At 70.0% G+C, this 16736-nt stretch carries 14 protein-coding genes and 1 pseudogene; 12 read left to right on the forward strand and 3 right to left on the reverse strand.

Going from position 1 to position 16736, the window contains the following annotated elements; all coding sequences use genetic code 11:
- Positions 1–13: 13 nt before the first annotated feature.
- The 7 genes and pseudogenes from ABEA93_RS14575 to ABEA93_RS14605 form a co-directional block, all read left to right on the forward strand.
- A pseudogene (locus ABEA93_RS14575) lies at positions 14–988 on the forward strand (ABC transporter ATP-binding protein); the annotation flags it as partial.
- A gap of 70 nt (positions 989–1058) precedes the next feature.
- Positions 1059–2081, forward strand: a complete 1023-nt coding sequence (locus tag ABEA93_RS14580; protein WP_345675926.1) for an ABC transporter ATP-binding protein — start codon at positions 1059–1061, stop codon at positions 2079–2081.
- Between the two features lie 567 nt (positions 2082–2648).
- On the forward strand, positions 2649–4304 hold the full coding sequence (locus tag ABEA93_RS14585; protein WP_345675927.1) for a peptide ABC transporter substrate-binding protein: 1656 nt from the start codon (positions 2649–2651) through the stop codon (positions 4302–4304).
- Between the two features lie 134 nt (positions 4305–4438).
- Positions 4439–5365, forward strand: coding sequence for an ABC transporter permease (locus ABEA93_RS14590; protein WP_345675928.1), 927 nt, complete (start codon positions 4439–4441; stop codon positions 5363–5365).
- Positions 5358–6374, forward strand: coding sequence for an ABC transporter permease (locus tag ABEA93_RS14595; protein ID WP_345675929.1), 1017 nt, complete (start codon positions 5358–5360; stop codon positions 6372–6374). The genes ABEA93_RS14590 and ABEA93_RS14595 overlap by 8 nt, the downstream gene beginning before the upstream one ends.
- A gap of 22 nt (positions 6375–6396) precedes the next feature.
- A complete protein-coding gene (locus ABEA93_RS14600) occupies positions 6397–7434 on the forward strand; it encodes an ABC transporter ATP-binding protein (RefSeq protein WP_345675930.1) in 1038 nt (345 codons plus the stop codon).
- Positions 7418–8446 (forward strand): ABC transporter ATP-binding protein, encoded by a 1029-nt coding sequence (locus ABEA93_RS14605; RefSeq protein WP_345675931.1) that lies wholly within the window; start codon positions 7418–7420, stop codon positions 8444–8446. The genes ABEA93_RS14600 and ABEA93_RS14605 overlap by 17 nt, the downstream gene beginning before the upstream one ends.
- Positions 8447–8512: 66 nt before the next feature.
- Here the strand turns inward: ABEA93_RS14605 and ABEA93_RS14610 are convergent, their stop codons facing one another.
- The 3 genes from ABEA93_RS14610 to ABEA93_RS14620 are packed head-to-tail and all read right to left on the reverse strand — an operon-like array spanning position 8513 to position 11380.
- Positions 8513–8923: a type II toxin-antitoxin system VapC family toxin gene (locus ABEA93_RS14610; RefSeq protein ID WP_345675932.1), complete on the reverse strand. Its 411-nt coding sequence runs from the start codon at positions 8921–8923 to the stop codon at positions 8513–8515.
- The gene (locus tag ABEA93_RS14615) at positions 8920–9198 is read right to left on the reverse strand and encodes a type II toxin-antitoxin system Phd/YefM family antitoxin (protein WP_345675933.1); all 279 of its coding nucleotides are present in this window, start codon (positions 9196–9198) and stop codon (positions 8920–8922) included. Before ABEA93_RS14615 ends, ABEA93_RS14610 begins: the two co-directional genes overlap by 4 nt.
- A 49-nt stretch (positions 9199–9247) precedes the next feature.
- Complete coding sequence (locus tag ABEA93_RS14620) at positions 9248–11380, reverse strand: S9 family peptidase (RefSeq protein WP_345675934.1); 2133 nt, start codon at positions 11378–11380, stop codon at positions 9248–9250.
- A 219-nt stretch (positions 11381–11599) separates the two neighbouring features.
- Here ABEA93_RS14620 and ABEA93_RS14625 point away from each other — a divergent pair, with 219 nt between their 5' ends.
- From ABEA93_RS14625 to ABEA93_RS14645, 5 genes are all read left to right on the forward strand, one after another.
- Entirely contained in the window at positions 11600–11794 is a 195-nt protein-coding gene (locus tag ABEA93_RS14625) for a DUF2304 domain-containing protein (protein ID WP_345675935.1), read from the forward strand.
- Positions 11795–11870: 76 nt separating this feature from the next.
- Positions 11871–12536 carry a class I SAM-dependent methyltransferase gene (locus ABEA93_RS14630; RefSeq protein WP_345675936.1) on the forward strand — a complete coding sequence of 222 codons (666 nt, stop codon included), beginning with the start codon at positions 11871–11873 and terminating at the stop codon, positions 12534–12536.
- Positions 12537–12595: 59 nt separating this feature from the next.
- Complete coding sequence (gene mshB, locus ABEA93_RS14635; RefSeq protein ID WP_345675937.1) at positions 12596–13486, forward strand: N-acetyl-1-D-myo-inositol-2-amino-2-deoxy-alpha-D-glucopyranoside deacetylase; 891 nt, start codon at positions 12596–12598, stop codon at positions 13484–13486.
- A 92-nt stretch (positions 13487–13578) separates the two neighbouring features.
- Positions 13579–13974, forward strand: coding sequence for a DUF6113 family protein (locus ABEA93_RS14640; RefSeq protein WP_345675938.1), 396 nt, complete (start codon positions 13579–13581; stop codon positions 13972–13974).
- Between the two features lie 289 nt (positions 13975–14263).
- Positions 14264–16729 (forward strand): VanW family protein, encoded by a 2466-nt coding sequence (locus tag ABEA93_RS14645; protein ID WP_345675939.1) that lies wholly within the window; start codon positions 14264–14266, stop codon positions 16727–16729.
- The last annotated feature ends 7 nt before the right edge of the window (positions 16730–16736 follow it).

The following is a 16736-nucleotide window of genomic DNA, read 5'->3' on the forward strand; positions in this document are numbered from 1 at the left end:
CGTGAACCCGGACATGCCCTTGCTCGAAGTCGACGACCTGCATGTGGAGTTCCACACCCGCGACGGTGTGGCGCACGCGGTCAACGGCGTCTCCTACCAGGTGCACCCCGGCGAGACCCTCGCGGTGCTAGGCGAATCGGGCTCCGGAAAATCGGTGACCGCCCAGGCGATCATGGGCATCCTCGACATGCCGCCGGCCCGGATCTCCAAGGGGGCCATCCGGTTCGAGGGCCAGGACATGCTCAAGATGCGCAAGGAAGAGCGGCGGAAGCTGCGCGGCCAACGCATCGCGATGATCTTCCAGGACTCGCTGTCCGCGCTGAACCCGGTCTACTCGGTCGGCTTCCAGCTCGGCGAGATGTTCCGGGTGCACCGCGGCATGTCCCGCAAGGACGCCAAGGCCAAGGCCGTCGAGCTGATGGACCTGGTCAAGATCCCGGCGGCCAAGGCGCGCGTCGGCGACTACCCGCACCAGTTCTCCGGCGGCATGCGCCAGCGCATCATGATCGCCATGGCGCTGGCCCTCGAACCGGACCTGATCATCGCGGACGAGCCGACCACCGCGCTCGACGTGACGGTGCAGGCCCAGGTGATGGGCCTGCTCGCGGAACTCCAGCAGGAGTTCCGGATGGGCCTCATCCTCATCACGCACGACCTCGGCGTGGTCGCCGACGTCGCCGACAACATCGTGGTGATGTACGCGGGCCGCATTGTCGAACGCGCCCCGGTCCACGCGATCTACGCGAACCCCGGCCACCCGTACACCAAAGGCCTGCTCGCCTCGATCCCGCGGCTCGACCTCAAGGGCCAGGATCTGTACGCCATCAAGGGCATTCCGCCCAATCTGACCCGGATTCCGCCGGGTTGCGCCTTCAACCCGCGCTGCCCGTACGCCCAGGACGTCTGCCGCACCGACGTGCCGGCCGTCGTCGACCTCGGTGCGCACCGGCAGAGCGCGTGCCACTTCGCCCAGGCCGTGCTCGACGGCGAACTCCAGGCATCCGACGGGCTCGACGGGCTCGACGGCGTCGACGGGCGCGACGGGGAGGTGTCCGCGGATGTCCGGTGAGCCGATCCTGCGCGTGGAGAACCTGGTCAAGCACTTCCCGCTGACCCGGGGCATCCTTTTCCAGACCAAAGTGGGCGCCGTGCAGGCCGTCGACGGCGTCTCCTTCGACCTGCACCCCGGCGAAACGCTGGGCCTGGTCGGCGAGTCCGGCTGCGGCAAGTCGACCGTCGCGAAGCTGCTCATGAACCTGGAGCGGCCGACGGCCGGGAAAGTCCTGTACAAGGGCAACGACATCACCCGGGTGACCGGCAAGGCGCTCAAGGCGGTGCGCCGGAACATCCAGATGGTCTTCCAGGACCCCTATACATCGCTCAACCCGCGCATGACCGTCGGCGACATCATCGGGGAGCCGTTCGCCATCCACCCGGAGGTCGCCCCGCGCGGCGACCGGCGCAAGAAGGTGCAGGACCTGCTCGACCTCGTCGGGCTCAACCCGGAGCACATCAACCGGTACCCGCACCAGTTCTCCGGCGGCCAGCGGCAGCGCATCGGCATCGCCCGCGGCCTGGCGCTGAACCCGGAGATCATCATCTGCGACGAGCCGGTGTCGGCACTCGACGTGTCGGTGCAGGCACAGGTCGTCAACCTGATGGAGCGGCTCCAGGCGGAGCTGGGGCTCGCGTACGTCTTCATCGCGCACGACCTGTCGGTCGTGCGGCACATCTCGGACCGGGTCGCGGTCATGTACCTCGGCAAGATCGTGGAGATCGGCACCGAGACGCAGATCTACGACCACCCGACGCACCCGTATACGCAGGCGCTGCTTTCGGCCGTTCCGGTGCCCGATCCCGCGGGCCGCGACGAACGCGAGCGGATCCTGCTCACCGGGGACGTCCCGTCGCCGGCGAATCCGCCGTCGGGCTGCCGCTTCCGCACCCGCTGCTGGCGGGCGCAGGACATCTGCGCCGAAGAGGAGCCGCTGCTCCAGATCCGCTCCGGCCCGGGCGCCGAAGCGGCGCACGCCAGCGCGTGCCACTTCGCGGAGGAACGGGACATCGTGCACGCGCACTGACCGCCGGGAGCTGCCCGCGCCGCCCGCGCGGGTGGCGATCCGCACAGCGGCAGGGCGCCCGTCCGCACCGCTGAACGGACACCGCGCTCCGGTAAAAAACCACCCCGCCAGGGTGCCGCCTCGACAGAGGTGGCACCCTGGTCTTTTGTGTCCGCACGCTACGCGCGTCACACCAGGAAATGCCTGGTCGATGGGCCTTTTGGGTTCCGCCACTCTGCGTAGCGTTTCCCCCTTCGGGGGTCGAGGTAGGGACGCGATGTGGTTGTTCGTTCATCGGACTGTATGCTCCGGACAGCGGTACGCCGTGTCCGATTGGTCACGCACAATCCGGGAACTGTTCGGCTAATGGATGCCCAGTGGTCAAGACAATCCGGAGAGTCGCGTGACCAAACCGCAATCCTCCAGGCTCTTGGAGGGCGGGAATCGGTGACGGATAGTAGATGCGCTTGTGCTCGGAACACGGTCATGCGCTCGGGGGCGCGACTGAACGGGCAGCCGCGGCGAGGACACCCACGGGTTGCCCGTCGTAGTTCACTTCCGAAGTGATCCTTGATGAGGAGGCAACCCATGCGCGGGACTACGCGCGTCAAGTGGCTCGCCGGGGCCGGCATGATCGCCCTGGTCGCCACGGCATGTGGTGGTGGCAGCAGTGACAACAAGAGCGGCAGCTCGGCGTCGGCGGGTGCCGGCGGCGGCAGCTCGACGGGTTACTACACCGCGAGCAGCACGGAGCCGCAGAACCTGCTGCAGCCGGCCAACGCGAACGAGACCGGCGGGTTCTACCCGCTGAGCATGATGTTCCGCGGCCTGTACACGTACGACCCCAAGACCGGTGACACCGTCCCGGCCATGGCCGAGTCGATGGAGTCCACGGACTCCACGAACTGGACCGTGAAGCTCAAGTCGGGGTGGACTTTCCACAACGGCGAGCCGGTCACCGCGAAGTCGTTCGTCGACGCTTGGAACTGGGGCGCGGTCTCCACCAACAAGCAGATCAACGCCACGTGGTACCAGCCGATCGAGGGCTACGACCAGGTCCACCCGGCGCAGGGCAACCCGACCGCGACGACCATGTCGGGCCTCAAGGTCGTGGACGACAACACGTTCACGATCAAGCTGACCCAGCCGATCTCCTCCTTCAAGGCGCAGATGGGCTACACGCCCTTCATGCCGCTGCCGCAGGAGTTCTACAAGGACCCGCAGAAGTACGGCGAGGCCCCGATCGGCAACGGCCCGTTCCAGCTCGACACCGCCGCGGGCGGCTGGCAGCGCAAGAAGCAGATCACGGTCAAGCGCTACGACGCTTACAAGGGCAACGACAAGGCGAAGTCGGCCGGCGTGACGCTGGTCTTCTACACGACCTACGACGCCGCCTACACCGCGCTGCGCGACAACAAGCTGGACGTCATCGACCAGATGCCGACCTCGGCGATCGCCTCCTTCCAGAAGGACCTCGGCGACCGCGCGATCGTCCAGCCGCAGCTGTCGATCCAGAAGATCGGCTTCCCGCTGTACGACCCCGCGTGGGCGACCCCGGGTGCCGCGAAGGTCCGCCAGGGCCTGAGCATGGCGATCGACCGCGCCGCGATCACCAAGGCCATCTACAAGGGCCTCGAGGTTCCGGCCACCGACTGGCTCGCCCCGGGCATCCCCGGCCACAGCGACGTCTGCGGCGACGTGTGCAAGTACGACCCGGCCAAGGCGAAGCAGCTCGTCGCCGAGGGCGGCGGCATCCCGCACGGCAAGCTGACCATCGCGACCAACGCCGACGGCCCGCACCGCGAGTGGGTCACCGCCGTCTGCAACAGCATCAACCAGACGCTGGGGTCGCAGGCGTGTGAGCCGAAGCTCTACCCGGAGTTCTCGGTCGCGCGCGACGAGATCACCAACAAGAAGATGACGTCGGCGTACCGGACCGGCTGGAAGGCCGACTACCCGTACCCGGACAACTTCCTGAACGACATCTACCGCACCGGTGCGGCGTCGAACGACGCGGGCTACAGCAACGCGAACTTCGACAACCTGGCCAAGCAGGCCATGGCCGCCTCGGACAAGAACCAGTCGCTCGACCTGTGGAAGCAGGCCCAGGGCCAGCTCGCCCAGGACCTGCCGTCCATCCCGCTCTGGTACTACACGACGAAGGCCGGCTACTCGACCAAGGTCTCGAACGTCCAGATGGACGTGTTCGGCAACCCGGTGTTCACCGAGGTCACCGTCAAGTAGTGACAAGGCACTGACGGTCCCGGCCGCTCCCGACCGGAGCGGCCGGGCCGTCGGAGCGTCGCAAGCGGACCCAGCCGGCGAGGTCGAAAGGACAGCGCCGGCTGCAGGCCGTGTCACCCGAGCAGGAGGCTGACATGGGGCGTTACATCATCAGGCGGCTGCTGATGATGATCCCGGTGTTCATCGGGACCACGTTCTTGATCTATTTCATGGTGTACAAGCTGGGTGGCGACCCCATCTCCGCCATGTTCGGCGACCGCGGGGCCGACCCGGTCTTCGTCGCCCAGAAGCGGGCCGAGTACCACCTCGACGACCCGTTCTTCGTGCAGTACTGGTACTACCTGACCGGCCTCCTTCAGGGCGACTTCGGCACCAGCTTCTCGGGCATCCCCGTCTGGGACGAGCTGAAGAACGCTTTCCCGATCTCGCTGCGCCTCGCGCTCATCGCCTTCGCGATCGAGATCGTCATCGGCGTCACCGCCGGGCTCCTCGCGGGCCTGCGCCGCGGCAAGTTCGCCGACTCCATGGTCCTCGTGGCCACCCTCGTCGTGATCTCGATCCCGGTCTTCGTGCTGGGCTTCGTGCTGCAGTACTGGCTCGGCCTCAAATGGGGCGTGTTCGCGGCCACCGCGAGCACCGAACCCACGTGGAGCGAGCTGATCCTCCCCGGCATCGTGCTCGGCTCCCTGTCTCTGGCGTTCGTCGCCCGATTGACGAGAACGAGCATCGTCGAGAACATCCGCGCCGACTACGTGCGCACCGCCACCGCGAAGGGCCTGCCGCGCCGCCGCGTGGTGACCGTGCACCTGCTGCGCAACTCGCTCATCCCGGTGGTCACCTTCCTCGGGGCCGACCTCGGGTCGCTGATGGCGGGGGCCATCGTGACCGAGGGCATCTTCAACGTCAACGGCGTCGGCCGCCTGATCTACCTGGCGGTCACCAAGCACGAGAGCGCGACGGTCGTCGGGGCGGTGGCCTTCCTGGTCATCATCTACCTCTTCATGAACCTGATCGTCGACCTGCTGTACGCCGTCCTGGACCCGAGGATTCGGTATGCCTGAGTACGAAAAGGAACAGGGCGAGCAGCTGCCGACCCGCAGCGACGAGATGCCGCACTTCGGCGGGCAGGAGTTCCGCACGCTCTCCATGTCCGACGAGGAAGGCACCACCGTCGAGAAGGCCGGCGCCTACGCCGAGCCGATCGACAAGGGCCCGCAGGACAAGCCGCGCGGGGCGTGGGCCGAGGCGTGGCGCGAACTGCGCCGCAGCCCGCGGTTCTACATCTCCGGGCTGCTCCTGCTGCTGCTGATCGTGATGTCGTTCTGGCCGAGCCTGTTCACCAGCACGGATCCGCGCAACTGTCCGATCCTGGACACCGACATCAAGCCGAACGGCGACCACTGGTTCGGCACCAACACGCAGGGCTGCGACATCTACGCCCGCACGATCTACGGCGCCCGCGCCTCGATCATCGTGGGTGTCGCGACCACCGCCGGCGTTGTGCTGCTCGGCGGCGTGGTCGGCGCCCTGTCCGGCTACTTCGGCGGCTGGGTCGACTCGATCCTCGCGCGCGTCACCGACATCTTCTTCGGCATCCCGCTGCTGCTCGGCGCGCTGGTCTTCATGAGCGCCTTCCCGAACGACCGCAGCATCTGGCTGGTGGTCGGCGCCCTCGCGGTCTTCGGCTGGATGCAGATCGCGCGCATCATGCGCGGCTCGGTGATCACCGTCAAACAGTCCGACTACGTGGTCGCGGCCAAGGCACTCGGCGCCAGTACGCAGCGCATCCTGATGCGCCACGTGCTGCCGAACGCGGTCGCGCCGGTGATCGTCGTCGCGACGATCTCCCTGGGCACCTTCATCGCCACCGAGGCGACGCTGTCCTTCCTCGGCATCGGCCTCCCGCCGACCGAGATCTCGTGGGGCGCGGACATCAGCAGCGCGACCACGGTCATCCGGGACCAGCCGTACCAGCTGTTCTTCCCGTCGCTGTTCCTCTCCGTGACGGTGCTCAGCTTCATCCTGCTCGGCGACGCGGTCCGCGACGCCCTCGACCCGAAGCTCCGCTGACCGGGGGAGGGGAAGACACCAAGTGACGACGAATCAGTTGACGAAGCCCGCCAAGAACGAGCCGGTGCCCGGTGCGCCGCTCCTCGAAGTGGACGACCTGCACGTCGAGTTCCGCACCCGCGACGGCGTCGCCAAGGCGATCAACGGCGTGTCCTACTCGGTCGCGGCCGGCGAGACCCTCGCGGTGCTCGGCGAGTCGGGTTCCGGCAAGTCGGTGACCGCCCAGACCATCATGGGCATCCTCGACATGCCGCCCGGGGTCATCACCGGCGGCGAGATCCGGTTCCACGGCCGCGACATGCTCAAGATGGGCAAGGAAGAGCGGCGCAAGCTGCGCGGCGAGAAGATCGCCATGATCTTCCAGGACTCGCTGTCCGCGCTGAACCCGGTCTACTCGGTCGGCTTCCAGCTCGGCGAGATGTTCCGGGTGCACAAGGGCATGTCCCGCAAGGACGCCAAGACCAAGGCCGTCGAGCTGATGGACCTGGTCAAGATCCCGGCGGCGAGGCAGCGGGTGTCGGACTACCCGCACCAGTTCTCCGGCGGCATGCGCCAGCGCATCATGATCGCCATGGCGATGGCGCTCGACCCCGAGCTGATCATCGCGGACGAGCCGACCACCGCGCTCGACGTGACGGTGCAGGCGCAGGTCATGGACCTGCTCGCGGAACTCCAGCGCGAGCGGAACATGGGCCTGATCCTCATCACCCACGACCTCGGCGTGGTCGCCGACGTCGCGGACAAGATCGCGGTGATGTACGCGGGCCGGATCGTCGAGGAGGCGCCGGTGCACGAGCTGTACCGCCGCCCCGCGCACCCCTACACCGAGGGCCTGCTCGCGTCGATCCCGCGGCTCGACCTCAAGGGCCAGGACCTGTACGCCATCAAGGGCCTGCCGCCGAACCTCATGCGCATCCCGACCGGCTGCGCGTTCAACCCGCGCTGCCCGTACGCGCAGGACGTCTGCCGCACCGACGTCCCGCCGCTGCACCCGGTCGCGCCCGGCCGCGGCAGCGCGTGCCACTTCGCGAAGGAGGTCCTCGATGGCACCCTCGGGTGAGAACATCCTGGAAGTCCGCCAGCTGGTCAAACACTTCCCGCTGACGCAGGGGATCGTGTTCCAGAAGCAGGTCGGCGCGGTCAAGGCCGTCGACGGCGTGACGTTCGACCTGGTGCACGGCGAGACGCTGGGCCTGGTCGGCGAGTCGGGCTGCGGCAAGTCGACCGTGGCGAAGCTGCTGATGAACCTGGAGCGCGCTTCGGCGGGCCAGGTGCTGTACAAGGGCGACGACATCTCGAAGCTGTCCGGCCGGGCGCTGAAGAGCGTGCGCCGGAACATCCAGATGGTGTTCCAGGACCCCTACACGTCGCTGAACCCGCGTATGACGGTCGCGGACATCATCGGCGAGCCGTACAGCATCCACCCGGAGGCCAAGCCCAAGCAGGGCGTCAAGACCCGGGTCCAGGAACTCCTGGAGCTGGTAGGCCTCAACCCGGAGCACATCAACCGGTACCCGCACCAGTTCTCCGGCGGCCAGCGGCAGCGCATCGGCATCGCCCGCGGCCTGGCGCTGAACCCGGAGATCATCATCTGCGACGAGCCGGTGTCGGCACTCGACGTGTCGGTGCAGGCGCAGGTGATCAACCTGATGGAGAAGCTGCAGAACGAGTTCGACCTGTCGTACATCTTCATCGCGCACGACCTGTCGATCGTCCGGCACATCTCCGACCGGGTGGCAGTGATGTATCTGGGCAAGATCGTGGAGATCGGCACCGAGACCGAGATCTACGACCACCCGACACACCCCTACACCCAGGCGCTGCTGTCCGCGGTCCCCGTCCCGGACCCGCAGGGCCGCGACGCCCGCGACCGCATCATCCTCACCGGCGACGTCCCCTCCCCGGCGAACCCGCCCTCGGGCTGCCGCTTCCGCACCCGCTGCTGGAAGGCCCAGGACATCTGCGCCCAGGAGGAACCGCTCCTGGAGGTCCGCAAGGGCCTCAAGGGCGAAGCCGCCCACGAGAGCGCCTGCCACTTCGCCGAAGAGCGGGACATCGTCCACGCCCACTGAGGCGAACGGCCGAGAGACACGCCGGGCCCGGCACCCCCTCGGGGGCGCCGGGCCCGGCATCGTGCGTCAGGCGACTCCGGGGGCTGCCGTCGGCAGGCCGACTTCTTCGGCGGCTTTGAGCAGCCGCGCGTCATAGGTGACGAAAGCTTCCAGTGCACCGCCGGGCTGAACCGCGAGCCATTGAGCTGTGGCCAGGTGGATTGCGTCCAGTGACCTCAGCATCGGGTCGGGGAACGCGGCGGCGGCCGCCCGGATGCGCTGGTCGATCTCGATGCGGTACACCCGTGCCAGGACGCCGGGTACTCCGGCCAGAGCTTGCGGCGCGGAGCGCCGGAGCGCCCGTGTCACCTCGACCTCGGCCAGCGCGGAGGCGACCAAGGGGATGTCGCCGCGTTCGTTCAGCCAGTGGACGAGTTCGGGGCTGCCGGGCTCGCTGCGAACCATCTTGACGAGGGCTGCCGAATCCAGGTAGATCACCAGCGCTCCTCATCCCTGGCGGCCGACAGCTGCGCGGCGGAATCCACCTCGGGGTCGCCGAGCCTCGGAGGCAGCGGAATCGGCCCGCCGGATTCCGGCGCGGTGGCGCTGCCGTCGGCAACGAGGCGCGTCAGCAACGAATAGTCATCGCTTATCGGGACGAGTCTTGCGACCGGCCGCCCATGTGCGGTGACCTCGATGGACTCGCCCAGTTGGACGCGCGCCAGGACCGCGCTCGTGTTCTGGTTGAGTTCACGCACAGGGATTCGCGTCATGCGAGCAGTGTAGAACAAAAAGTTCTACACTGCTCGCGCGTGAGCTTCGTCAGTCCAGGCCCAGGGAGCGCTTCAGGAAGTCGACCTGGAGGAGCAGGAGGTTCTCGGCCACCTGTTCCTGCGGGGTCATGTGGGTCACGCCCGAGAGGGGGAGGACCTCGTGGGGGCGGCCGGCGGCGAGGAGGGCGGAGGAGAGGCGGAGGGTGTGGGCGGCGACGACGTTGTCGTCGGCGAGGCCGTGGATGACCATCAGCGGGCGGGCCGGGTCGGCGGCGGGGCCGAGGTCGCCACCGGTGACGAGGGAGTTCTCGGCGTAGACGGCCGGCCGGTCGGCCGGGTGGCCGAGGTACCGCTCGGTGTAGTGGGTGTCGTAGAGGTGCCAGTCGGTGACCGGGGCTCCGGCGACGCCCGCGTGGAAGACGTCGGGGCGACGGAGGACCGCCAGGGCGGCGAGGTAGCCGCCGTACGACCAGCCGCGGATGGCCACCCGGTCCAGGTCCAGGTACGGGCGGTCCACGGCGAGCGACTGGAGGGCCTCGACCTGGTCGTCGAGCGTCGCGCCCGCGAAGTCGTCGCGGATCGCCTTCTCCCACGCCGGCGAATAGTGCGGCGTGCCGCGGCCGTCCGCGACGATCACCGCGAAGCCCTGCTCCGCGAACCACTGCGACGTCAAGTGCGGGGCCTGCGCGGCGAATACGCGCTGGCCGTGCGGGCCGCCGTACGGGTCCATGAGCACCGGCAGCTTCTCGCCCGAAGTCGCGTCGAAGCCGCTCGGCAGCAGCACCGCGGCCGGAATGCGGTTCGGTCCCGCGGTGGTCAGTTCGACCTCGGCGGTGAGCACCGGGGCCTCGCCGTGCGATGCGATCGTGCCGACCGGGGTGCCGTCGCGCAGCACCGTGACGGTCGGGCCGACCCGCTCCAGGGACGACGAAATCAGCACGGTGGTGGCGCCGTTGCGGACCGCGCTGTGGACGCCCGCGCCGGACGACACACGCTCCGCGCCCTCGGCGGTGACCCGGTAGACGTGCACCTGCCCGGTCTCCGGGTCGTCCGCCTCGGCTCCGGCGGCCGCGGTGACCAGCACGTCGTCGGCGGTGCTGTCGAGGACCGAACGCACATGCAGCGTCCCGTCGGTGAGTGCCCGTCCCGCGACGGTGACGCGTCGCGCGCCGTCCGCGTCGACGATGCGCAGCAGGTCGCCGTTCGGCGTCCAGGCCGGGGCGCCGGGGAAGATGTCGATCCACACCGGGTCGGTGACGGTGTCGACCTCGGCGGTCTTGCCGGTCGCGGGGTCGGCGGACAGCACGCGCTCGGCACGCTGGTCTCGGGTGGACACGACGAGCAGCGGCGGGCCGGACGCGGACCATGCCACGTTGACGAGGTAGGGGAACTGCTGCCGGTCCCACACGATTTCGGTGCGCTCGCCGGTCGCGGCGGCGATCGCGTGCAGGGTGACGTCGGCGTTCGCGGTACCGGCCGCCGGGTAGGCGATTTCGTGCGCGGCCGACGCGGGGTTCGCCGGGTCGGCGATCCACCAGCGGTCGACGGGCGCGTTGTCGGCACGTTCGGCGAGCAGCGCGCTGCCGTCCGGGGACCACCAGAAGCCGCGGCTCCGCTGCATCTCCTCCGCGGCGATGAACTCGGCGGCACCCCAGGTGACTTCCCCGTTCTCCGGGGTGGCGAGCGCGCGGTCGTTCGCGCCGTCGCGGTCGATCACGCGCAGTTCGCCGCCCGCGAGGTACGCGATGCGCTCGCCGCCGGGGGCGGGGCGCGGGTCGATCACCGGGCCGGGGGTGGCGAGTTCGGCGACCGTGCCGGCTGCCAGGTCGGCGGCGAACAGGCGGCCGGACAGCGTGAACGCGGCGAGCGTGCCGGCGCTGTCGACGGCGTAGCCGACGACGCCGGCGGATCCTTCGCGGCTGCGTTCGCGGCGGGCGCGCTCTTCCGCGGACAGGTGTTCTTCGCCGCCGCCGAGCAGGGCCGCCGGGTCGGCGACCAGGCGCTCGCCGGCACCGGGCGTGTAGGCCCACAGGCAAGTCGTGCGGTCGGTGCCGGAGCGCGACCGCAGAAAGAGCACGGTCCCGTCCGCGCCGCCTCCGGTGATGGTGAAGGCGCGCGGGACCCCGAGCGTGAAGCGCAGGGTGCGGGCGTGTTGCCGGGGAAAGGTGATCTCCGAACTCATGGAGGCCAGCCTACGGTCGCGCGTCCCGCAAAAGGCAGGTATACGGCCCGTGGGCGGACGGGCGTACGGCGGCGTATTCCGATCGGATCATGTGCAGGTCTGATCGGGTGAATTCCATCCGTGTGCGTTGCGTTACGCACCGTGTCTGGGCTTGATTCGATGTATCGGGGGTTTGCCAGGGCCCTCGGGCCACGCCTGTTGTACGGGAGGTGCGCGACCATGGCGGTCTCGGTCTCCGCTGTGACGCTTCTCGGCGTCATGGTCGTTTTCCTGCTCCGCAAAGCCGGTATGCGTCCGCTGCACGCGATCGTGTGCACGCTGCTCGGCTTCTATCTGGCCGGTACGTCGATTGCCCCGTCCATCCGCGACGCGGGGACGAGTTTCGCGGGCATCGTCAACGGCATCCACTTCTGACCCCTCGTCCCCACCCGACCCCACGGTCGAAGCGGGTGGCTCCGAGGGTCTCCGGAGGCCGCTCTAGCCTGGTCGCATGACGACCGAGGCGCAGAACCCGAGCGGCAACCGCTGGCTCGAAGTCACCGGCGGGACGCGGGGCCCGGCATACGCGGCGCGTTTCCGCGCGCTCGCCGCCGAGGGCCGCGACCTGCACGGCGAAGCCCGCTTCTGCGACGCGCTGCTGCCGCGCGGCGCGCGGGTTCTCGACGCCGGATGCGGCACGGGGCGCATCGCCGTCGAACTCGCCCGCCGCGGGCACACGACCGCGGGGGTGGACATCGACGCGTCCATGCTGGACGAGGCACGTGCCGAGGCCCCCGGGCTCACCTGGGTGCTCGGCGACCTCGCCGCGCTGGATCTCGCGATGCTGCATCCACAGCCTGTGGACGGCGGGCCCGGGATCGAAGCCGAGCCCTTCGACCTCGCGGTGGCCGCGGGCAACGTCATGATCTACCTGACGCCCGGCACCGAGTTCCCGGTGCTGGCCGCGCTCGCTTCCTGTGTGCGGCCGGACGGCGGCCTGGTGGTCGCCGGGTTCGCGCTCGACGGGGGCGAAGGCGGCGTCCCGCTGGCAGCCGAGCGCTACGAAGCGGCGTGCGCGGCGGCCGGCCTCGTGCCGGTCGAGCGGTTCGCCGGCTGGGGCCGCGAACCGTGGGATCCGGACGGCGACTACGGCGTGTTCGTGCACCGGCGCGGCTGAGCCGTCCGAACCGCCCGGCGTTCCGGCCCGCGCCGGTGCGGCCACGTACGCTGGCACCCATGACGGCGTCCGCAGCATCCCTCAGCCTCCTCCTCGTCCACGCGCACCCGGACGACGAGGTGATCAACAACGGCGCGAGCATGGCGCGGTACGCCGCCGAGGGCGTGCACGTCACGCTCGTGACCTGCACGCTCGGCGAAGAGGGCGAGATCCTGGTGCCCGCGCTGGCGCACCTCGCCTCGGACCGCGAGGACGGCCTCGGCGCGCACCGGATGACCGAGATGGCCGACTCGATGAAGGCGCTCGGCGTGTCCGACCAGCGCTACCTCGGCGGCGCGGGCCGCTTCCGCGACTCCGGGATGATGGGCACGCCGCAGAACGACCGGCCGGACTCCTTCTGGCAGGCCGACGTGGACGAGGCCGCGGGGCTGCTGGTGCCGGTGATCCGCGAGGTGCGTCCGCAGGTGCTGGTGACCTACGACGAGATCGGCGGCTACGGCCACCCCGACCACATCCAGGCGCACCGCGTCGCGATGCGCGCCGCCGAGCTGGCCGCCGACCCGGGGCACGGCGAGGGCGAGGCGTGGGCGATCGCGAAGGTCTACTGGAACGCGATGCCGAAGTCCGTGGTGAAGGCGAGCTTCGACCAGATGGTGGCGGACGGCAAGCAGCCGCCGTTCGACTTCAAGGACGTCGACGAGCTGCCGTTCGTGGTGGACGACTCCGTGGTGACCGCGGCCGTCGACGCGGGCGACTTCTTCGACGCGAAGGTCGCGGCGCTGCGGTCGTACCCGACGCAGGTGTCGACCGAGGACACCTTCTTCGCGCTGTCCAACAACGTCGGCCAGTCGATCATGAGCGTCGAGCACTACCGCCTGGTGCGGGGCGAGCCGGGTCCGGCCGGGGCGGACGGCCGCGAGACGGACCTGTTCGCCGGGCTGCGCGGCTGACCGGCGCCGCGGGGACCGGGCCGGCGCGGTCGGCCGACCGGGGCGTACGGGGCCGGACCCCGGCCCCGGGCGGCCCGGGTTAGAGTTTCCGGGTGCTTTCCACCGTCGGCCGGGTCGCGGCGTACATCGGACTGTTCGTGCTGGGCTGCGCGGTGGCCGCGGTCGGTGCGTTCGCGCAGGCCGCGTACCTGCCGGGCGGCCTGATCGCGGCGCTCGCCGGTGCGGGCGGCGCCTTCGTGGTCGGCGGCTACGCGATGCGGAGCAAGGGCGGTGCGCTGGCGCCCGCCGCGGGATGGCTCGTCACCGCGTTCTACATCGCCGCGAACCCGCGCCCGGAGGGCGACTGGGTGTTCACCAGCGGCGCGACCTCCTACCTCTTCCTCTTCGGCGGCTCGATCATCGGCGTGACCATCGCGATGCAGCCGTGGGGCGGCACCCCCGGATTCCTCCTCCTTTCGGGTGAACGCACGCCGCATAAGAACACCTGAGAGCCGCCACCCGGCATGCTCGTGGGCGCGGGTGCCCGGGATCGTCGTCCCGGCCGGCCGGAGCCTCGAACGTAACTTCTCAGGTCCCCTGTTCGTTGCTCACATGGAGCGGCCAAGCACCCCCGGTCCATTGGCCCCACGTGTGCCGGAGAGGCACGCGGTTCCGTCCCGGCACGGCGGCATCAAGCGATCACGAGTCGGTCGCCCCCGCGCCCGCCGTCGGACGCGACCGGCCATCGGTGGCCGCCTTCCCGGGCGGTCGAAGATCGCAACGGAGAGTTCGTTCGTCGTGAGCAACGACCACCCCACCACGCCCGGCCTGCCCGAGGACCCCGGATACGAGCCGCCCGCGGGCTCCGGGGGAGGCCGCGTCCCGGGCCCGGCGGCCGGGCCGGCGCCCGATGCGGACGGCACCGATCTGCCGCCGCGCGACCCGTCCGAGTTCGACTCGTGGTTCGCGGACGAGCCGGTGCGTCCGATGCCGTCGGTCGACGGGATTCCGCCGACGCCGCATGTGCCGTCGTACGGCACCGGGGCGTACCCGGTGGCGGACGAAGGGGCGCCGGGCGGCGCTTACCCGCCGCCCGGGGACACCCGCGCCATGCCGGCCGTGGACCCGGAGTCCGTCCCGCCGCCGACCGCCGAACCTGCCGCGGCCGCCGCCGACGTCCCTGCCGCCGCATTGCCGAAGAAGGCGGGACGCCGCAGCCTCATCGGCGCCTTCGGCAGCCCCACCCCGCTCGCCTCGCCCGGCGGCACCGACGCCTTCCGCGGCACGGCCGAGGGTGACGACGACGCGGGCGACCGCACCATGACGACCCGCGTCAGCATCAAGATCCCCGGCTCCCGGCCGATCCCGCCCGTGGTGCTGCGCGGCCAAGCCCCGCTCGCCCCGGACGGCGACCCGGGGCCGTACGGCGGCTGGGACGAGGCCGACGACCACGAGTTCGGCGCCGACGCCCCGCGGCACCAGCCCGCGCCCGCGGGCCAGAAGAAGCGGGCCGCGCCGATGTCGCCCGCACGGCGGCGCAAACGCATGCTGATCGTCGGGTCCGCGGCCGGCATCGCGCTGCTCGGCGGGATCTACGGCGGCTCGCTCGCGTACGCGGGCGGCGGGGTGCCGCGCGGCACGTCCGTGCTCGGGGTGGACATCGGCGGTCAGTCGAAGTCCGAAGCGGTCCGCACCCTGGAGAGCGTGCTGGGGGACCGCGCGACCGGCCCGTTCCCGGTGAAGATCGGCGACAAGGAGCTGATGCTCGACCCGCCGAACTCCGGTCTCATCCTGGACGCGGAGAGCACCGTGGACCGTGCCGCGCACCGCAGCCTCAATCCGCTGGAGTCCGTGCCGGCGATGTTCGGCAGCTCGCGCACGGTGAAGCCGGCCACCATCGAGGACCCCGCCAAGCTGGCCGCGGCACTTGAGCAACTCGCCGCGGACGCGGGCGAACACGCCCGCGAAGGCGGGGTGTCCTTCGACGGCGGCAAGGCCACCGCGATCGCGCCGCAGACCGTGCGGGTGCTGGACACCCCGGCGGCGGTCGAGGCGGTGCGCAGCGCCTACATGAGCGGCGGTCCGCGCGGGCCCGTGGTGCTGCCCACCAAGCAGTCGACGCCGAAGGTCAGCCAGGAGGAAGTCGACCGGGCGATGCGCGAGTTCGCCGTCCCGGCGATGTCCGGCCCGGTGACGCTGACGGCCGGCAAGGCCAGCATGAAGCTCGAACCGGCCACGCTGGCGAAGTACCTGTCGATGGTGCCGGACGCGAACGGCAAGCTGGTGCCCAAGATCGACACCGCCGGTCTGCAGGAAGCACTCGGGAACAGCTTCTCCACGGTCGGCCAGAAGCCGGTCGACGCGACGTTCAAGGTGGACAACGGCAAGGTGAGCGTCGTCCCGTCCAAGCCCGGGCAGGGCGTCTCCGGCGACACCGCGGCCCAGGCGCTGATGCCGGTGCTGACCAAGACGAGCGGGCGCACGGCGGCGGTGGCGCTGGGGCCGGTCGAACCGGCGTTCACCACGGCGAAGGCGCAGGCGCTCGGGATCACCGACGTGCTGGCGACGTACACGACGAACTACCCGTACGCGCAGTACCGGTTGACGAACATCCACCGCGCCGCCGACCTCGTCGACGGCGGTGTGGTGATGCCCGGCGACACCTGGTCGCTCAACAAGACGGTGGGGGAGCGCACCGCGGAGAACGGCTTCGCCAAGGGCACGATCATCAACAACGGCCGCTTCCAGACCGACTTCGGCGGCGGCGTCTCGCAGGTTGCCACGACGATGTTCAACGCGGTCTTCTTCGCGGGCCTGAAAGACGTGCAGCACAAGCCGCACAGCTTCTGGATCGACCGCTACCCCGCGGGCCGCGAAGCGACCGTCGCGTGGCCGTCGCTCGACCTGAAGTGGCAGAACGACTCGGGCAAGCCGGTCTACATCGACACGTCGTACACCGACAACTCGGTGACCGTGACCCTGCTGGGCACCAAGAAGTACGACCAGATCAAGTCGACCAGCTCCCCGAAGTACGACCTGGTGGAGCCGAAGGCGATCAACGACACCAGCGCCGGCTGCGTGCCGCAGGGCCCGTCGCAGGGCTTCAAGATCGACGTGACGCGCATCTTCGTGCAGGGCGGCCGGGAAGTGCGCCGCGAGCAGTTCCACACGAAGTACGACCCGGCCGACGCCATCACCTGCGGCCCGCCGGCCCCGGGCGGGGCAGCGGCTCCGCCGGGCGTCGGTTCGGGCAACAACGACTGATGAAGGC

Origin of the sequence: Yinghuangia aomiensis (genome assembly GCF_039542225.1) — a bacterium.
Classification (GTDB): domain Bacteria; phylum Actinomycetota; class Actinomycetes; order Streptomycetales; family Streptomycetaceae; genus Yinghuangia; species Yinghuangia aomiensis.

Bases quoted from the DNA above. Each gene is read 5' to 3' on its own strand.
- ABEA93_RS14620 (WP_345675934.1), bottom strand. From the start codon at position 11,380: ATGAGTTCGGAGATCACCTTTCCCCGGCAACACGCCCGCACCCTGCGC.
- ABEA93_RS14585 (WP_345675927.1), top strand. From the start codon at position 2,649: ATGCGCGGGACTACGCGCGTCAAGTGGCTCGCCGGGGCCGGCATGATC.
- ABEA93_RS14615 (WP_345675933.1), bottom strand. From the start codon at position 9,198: ATGACGCGAATCCCTGTGCGTGAACTCAACCAGAACACGAGCGCGGTC.
- mshB (WP_345675937.1), top strand. From the start codon at position 12,596: ATGACGGCGTCCGCAGCATCCCTCAGCCTCCTCCTCGTCCACGCGCAC.
- ABEA93_RS14630 (WP_345675936.1), top strand. From the start codon at position 11,871: ATGACGACCGAGGCGCAGAACCCGAGCGGCAACCGCTGGCTCGAAGTC.
- ABEA93_RS14595 (WP_345675929.1), top strand. From the start codon at position 5,358: ATGCCTGAGTACGAAAAGGAACAGGGCGAGCAGCTGCCGACCCGCAGC.
- ABEA93_RS14605 (WP_345675931.1), top strand. From the start codon at position 7,418: ATGGCACCCTCGGGTGAGAACATCCTGGAAGTCCGCCAGCTGGTCAAA.
- ABEA93_RS14625 (WP_345675935.1), top strand. From the start codon at position 11,600: ATGGCGGTCTCGGTCTCCGCTGTGACGCTTCTCGGCGTCATGGTCGTT.
- ABEA93_RS14580 (WP_345675926.1), top strand. From the start codon at position 1,059: ATGTCCGGTGAGCCGATCCTGCGCGTGGAGAACCTGGTCAAGCACTTC.
- ABEA93_RS14590 (WP_345675928.1), top strand. From the start codon at position 4,439: ATGGGGCGTTACATCATCAGGCGGCTGCTGATGATGATCCCGGTGTTC.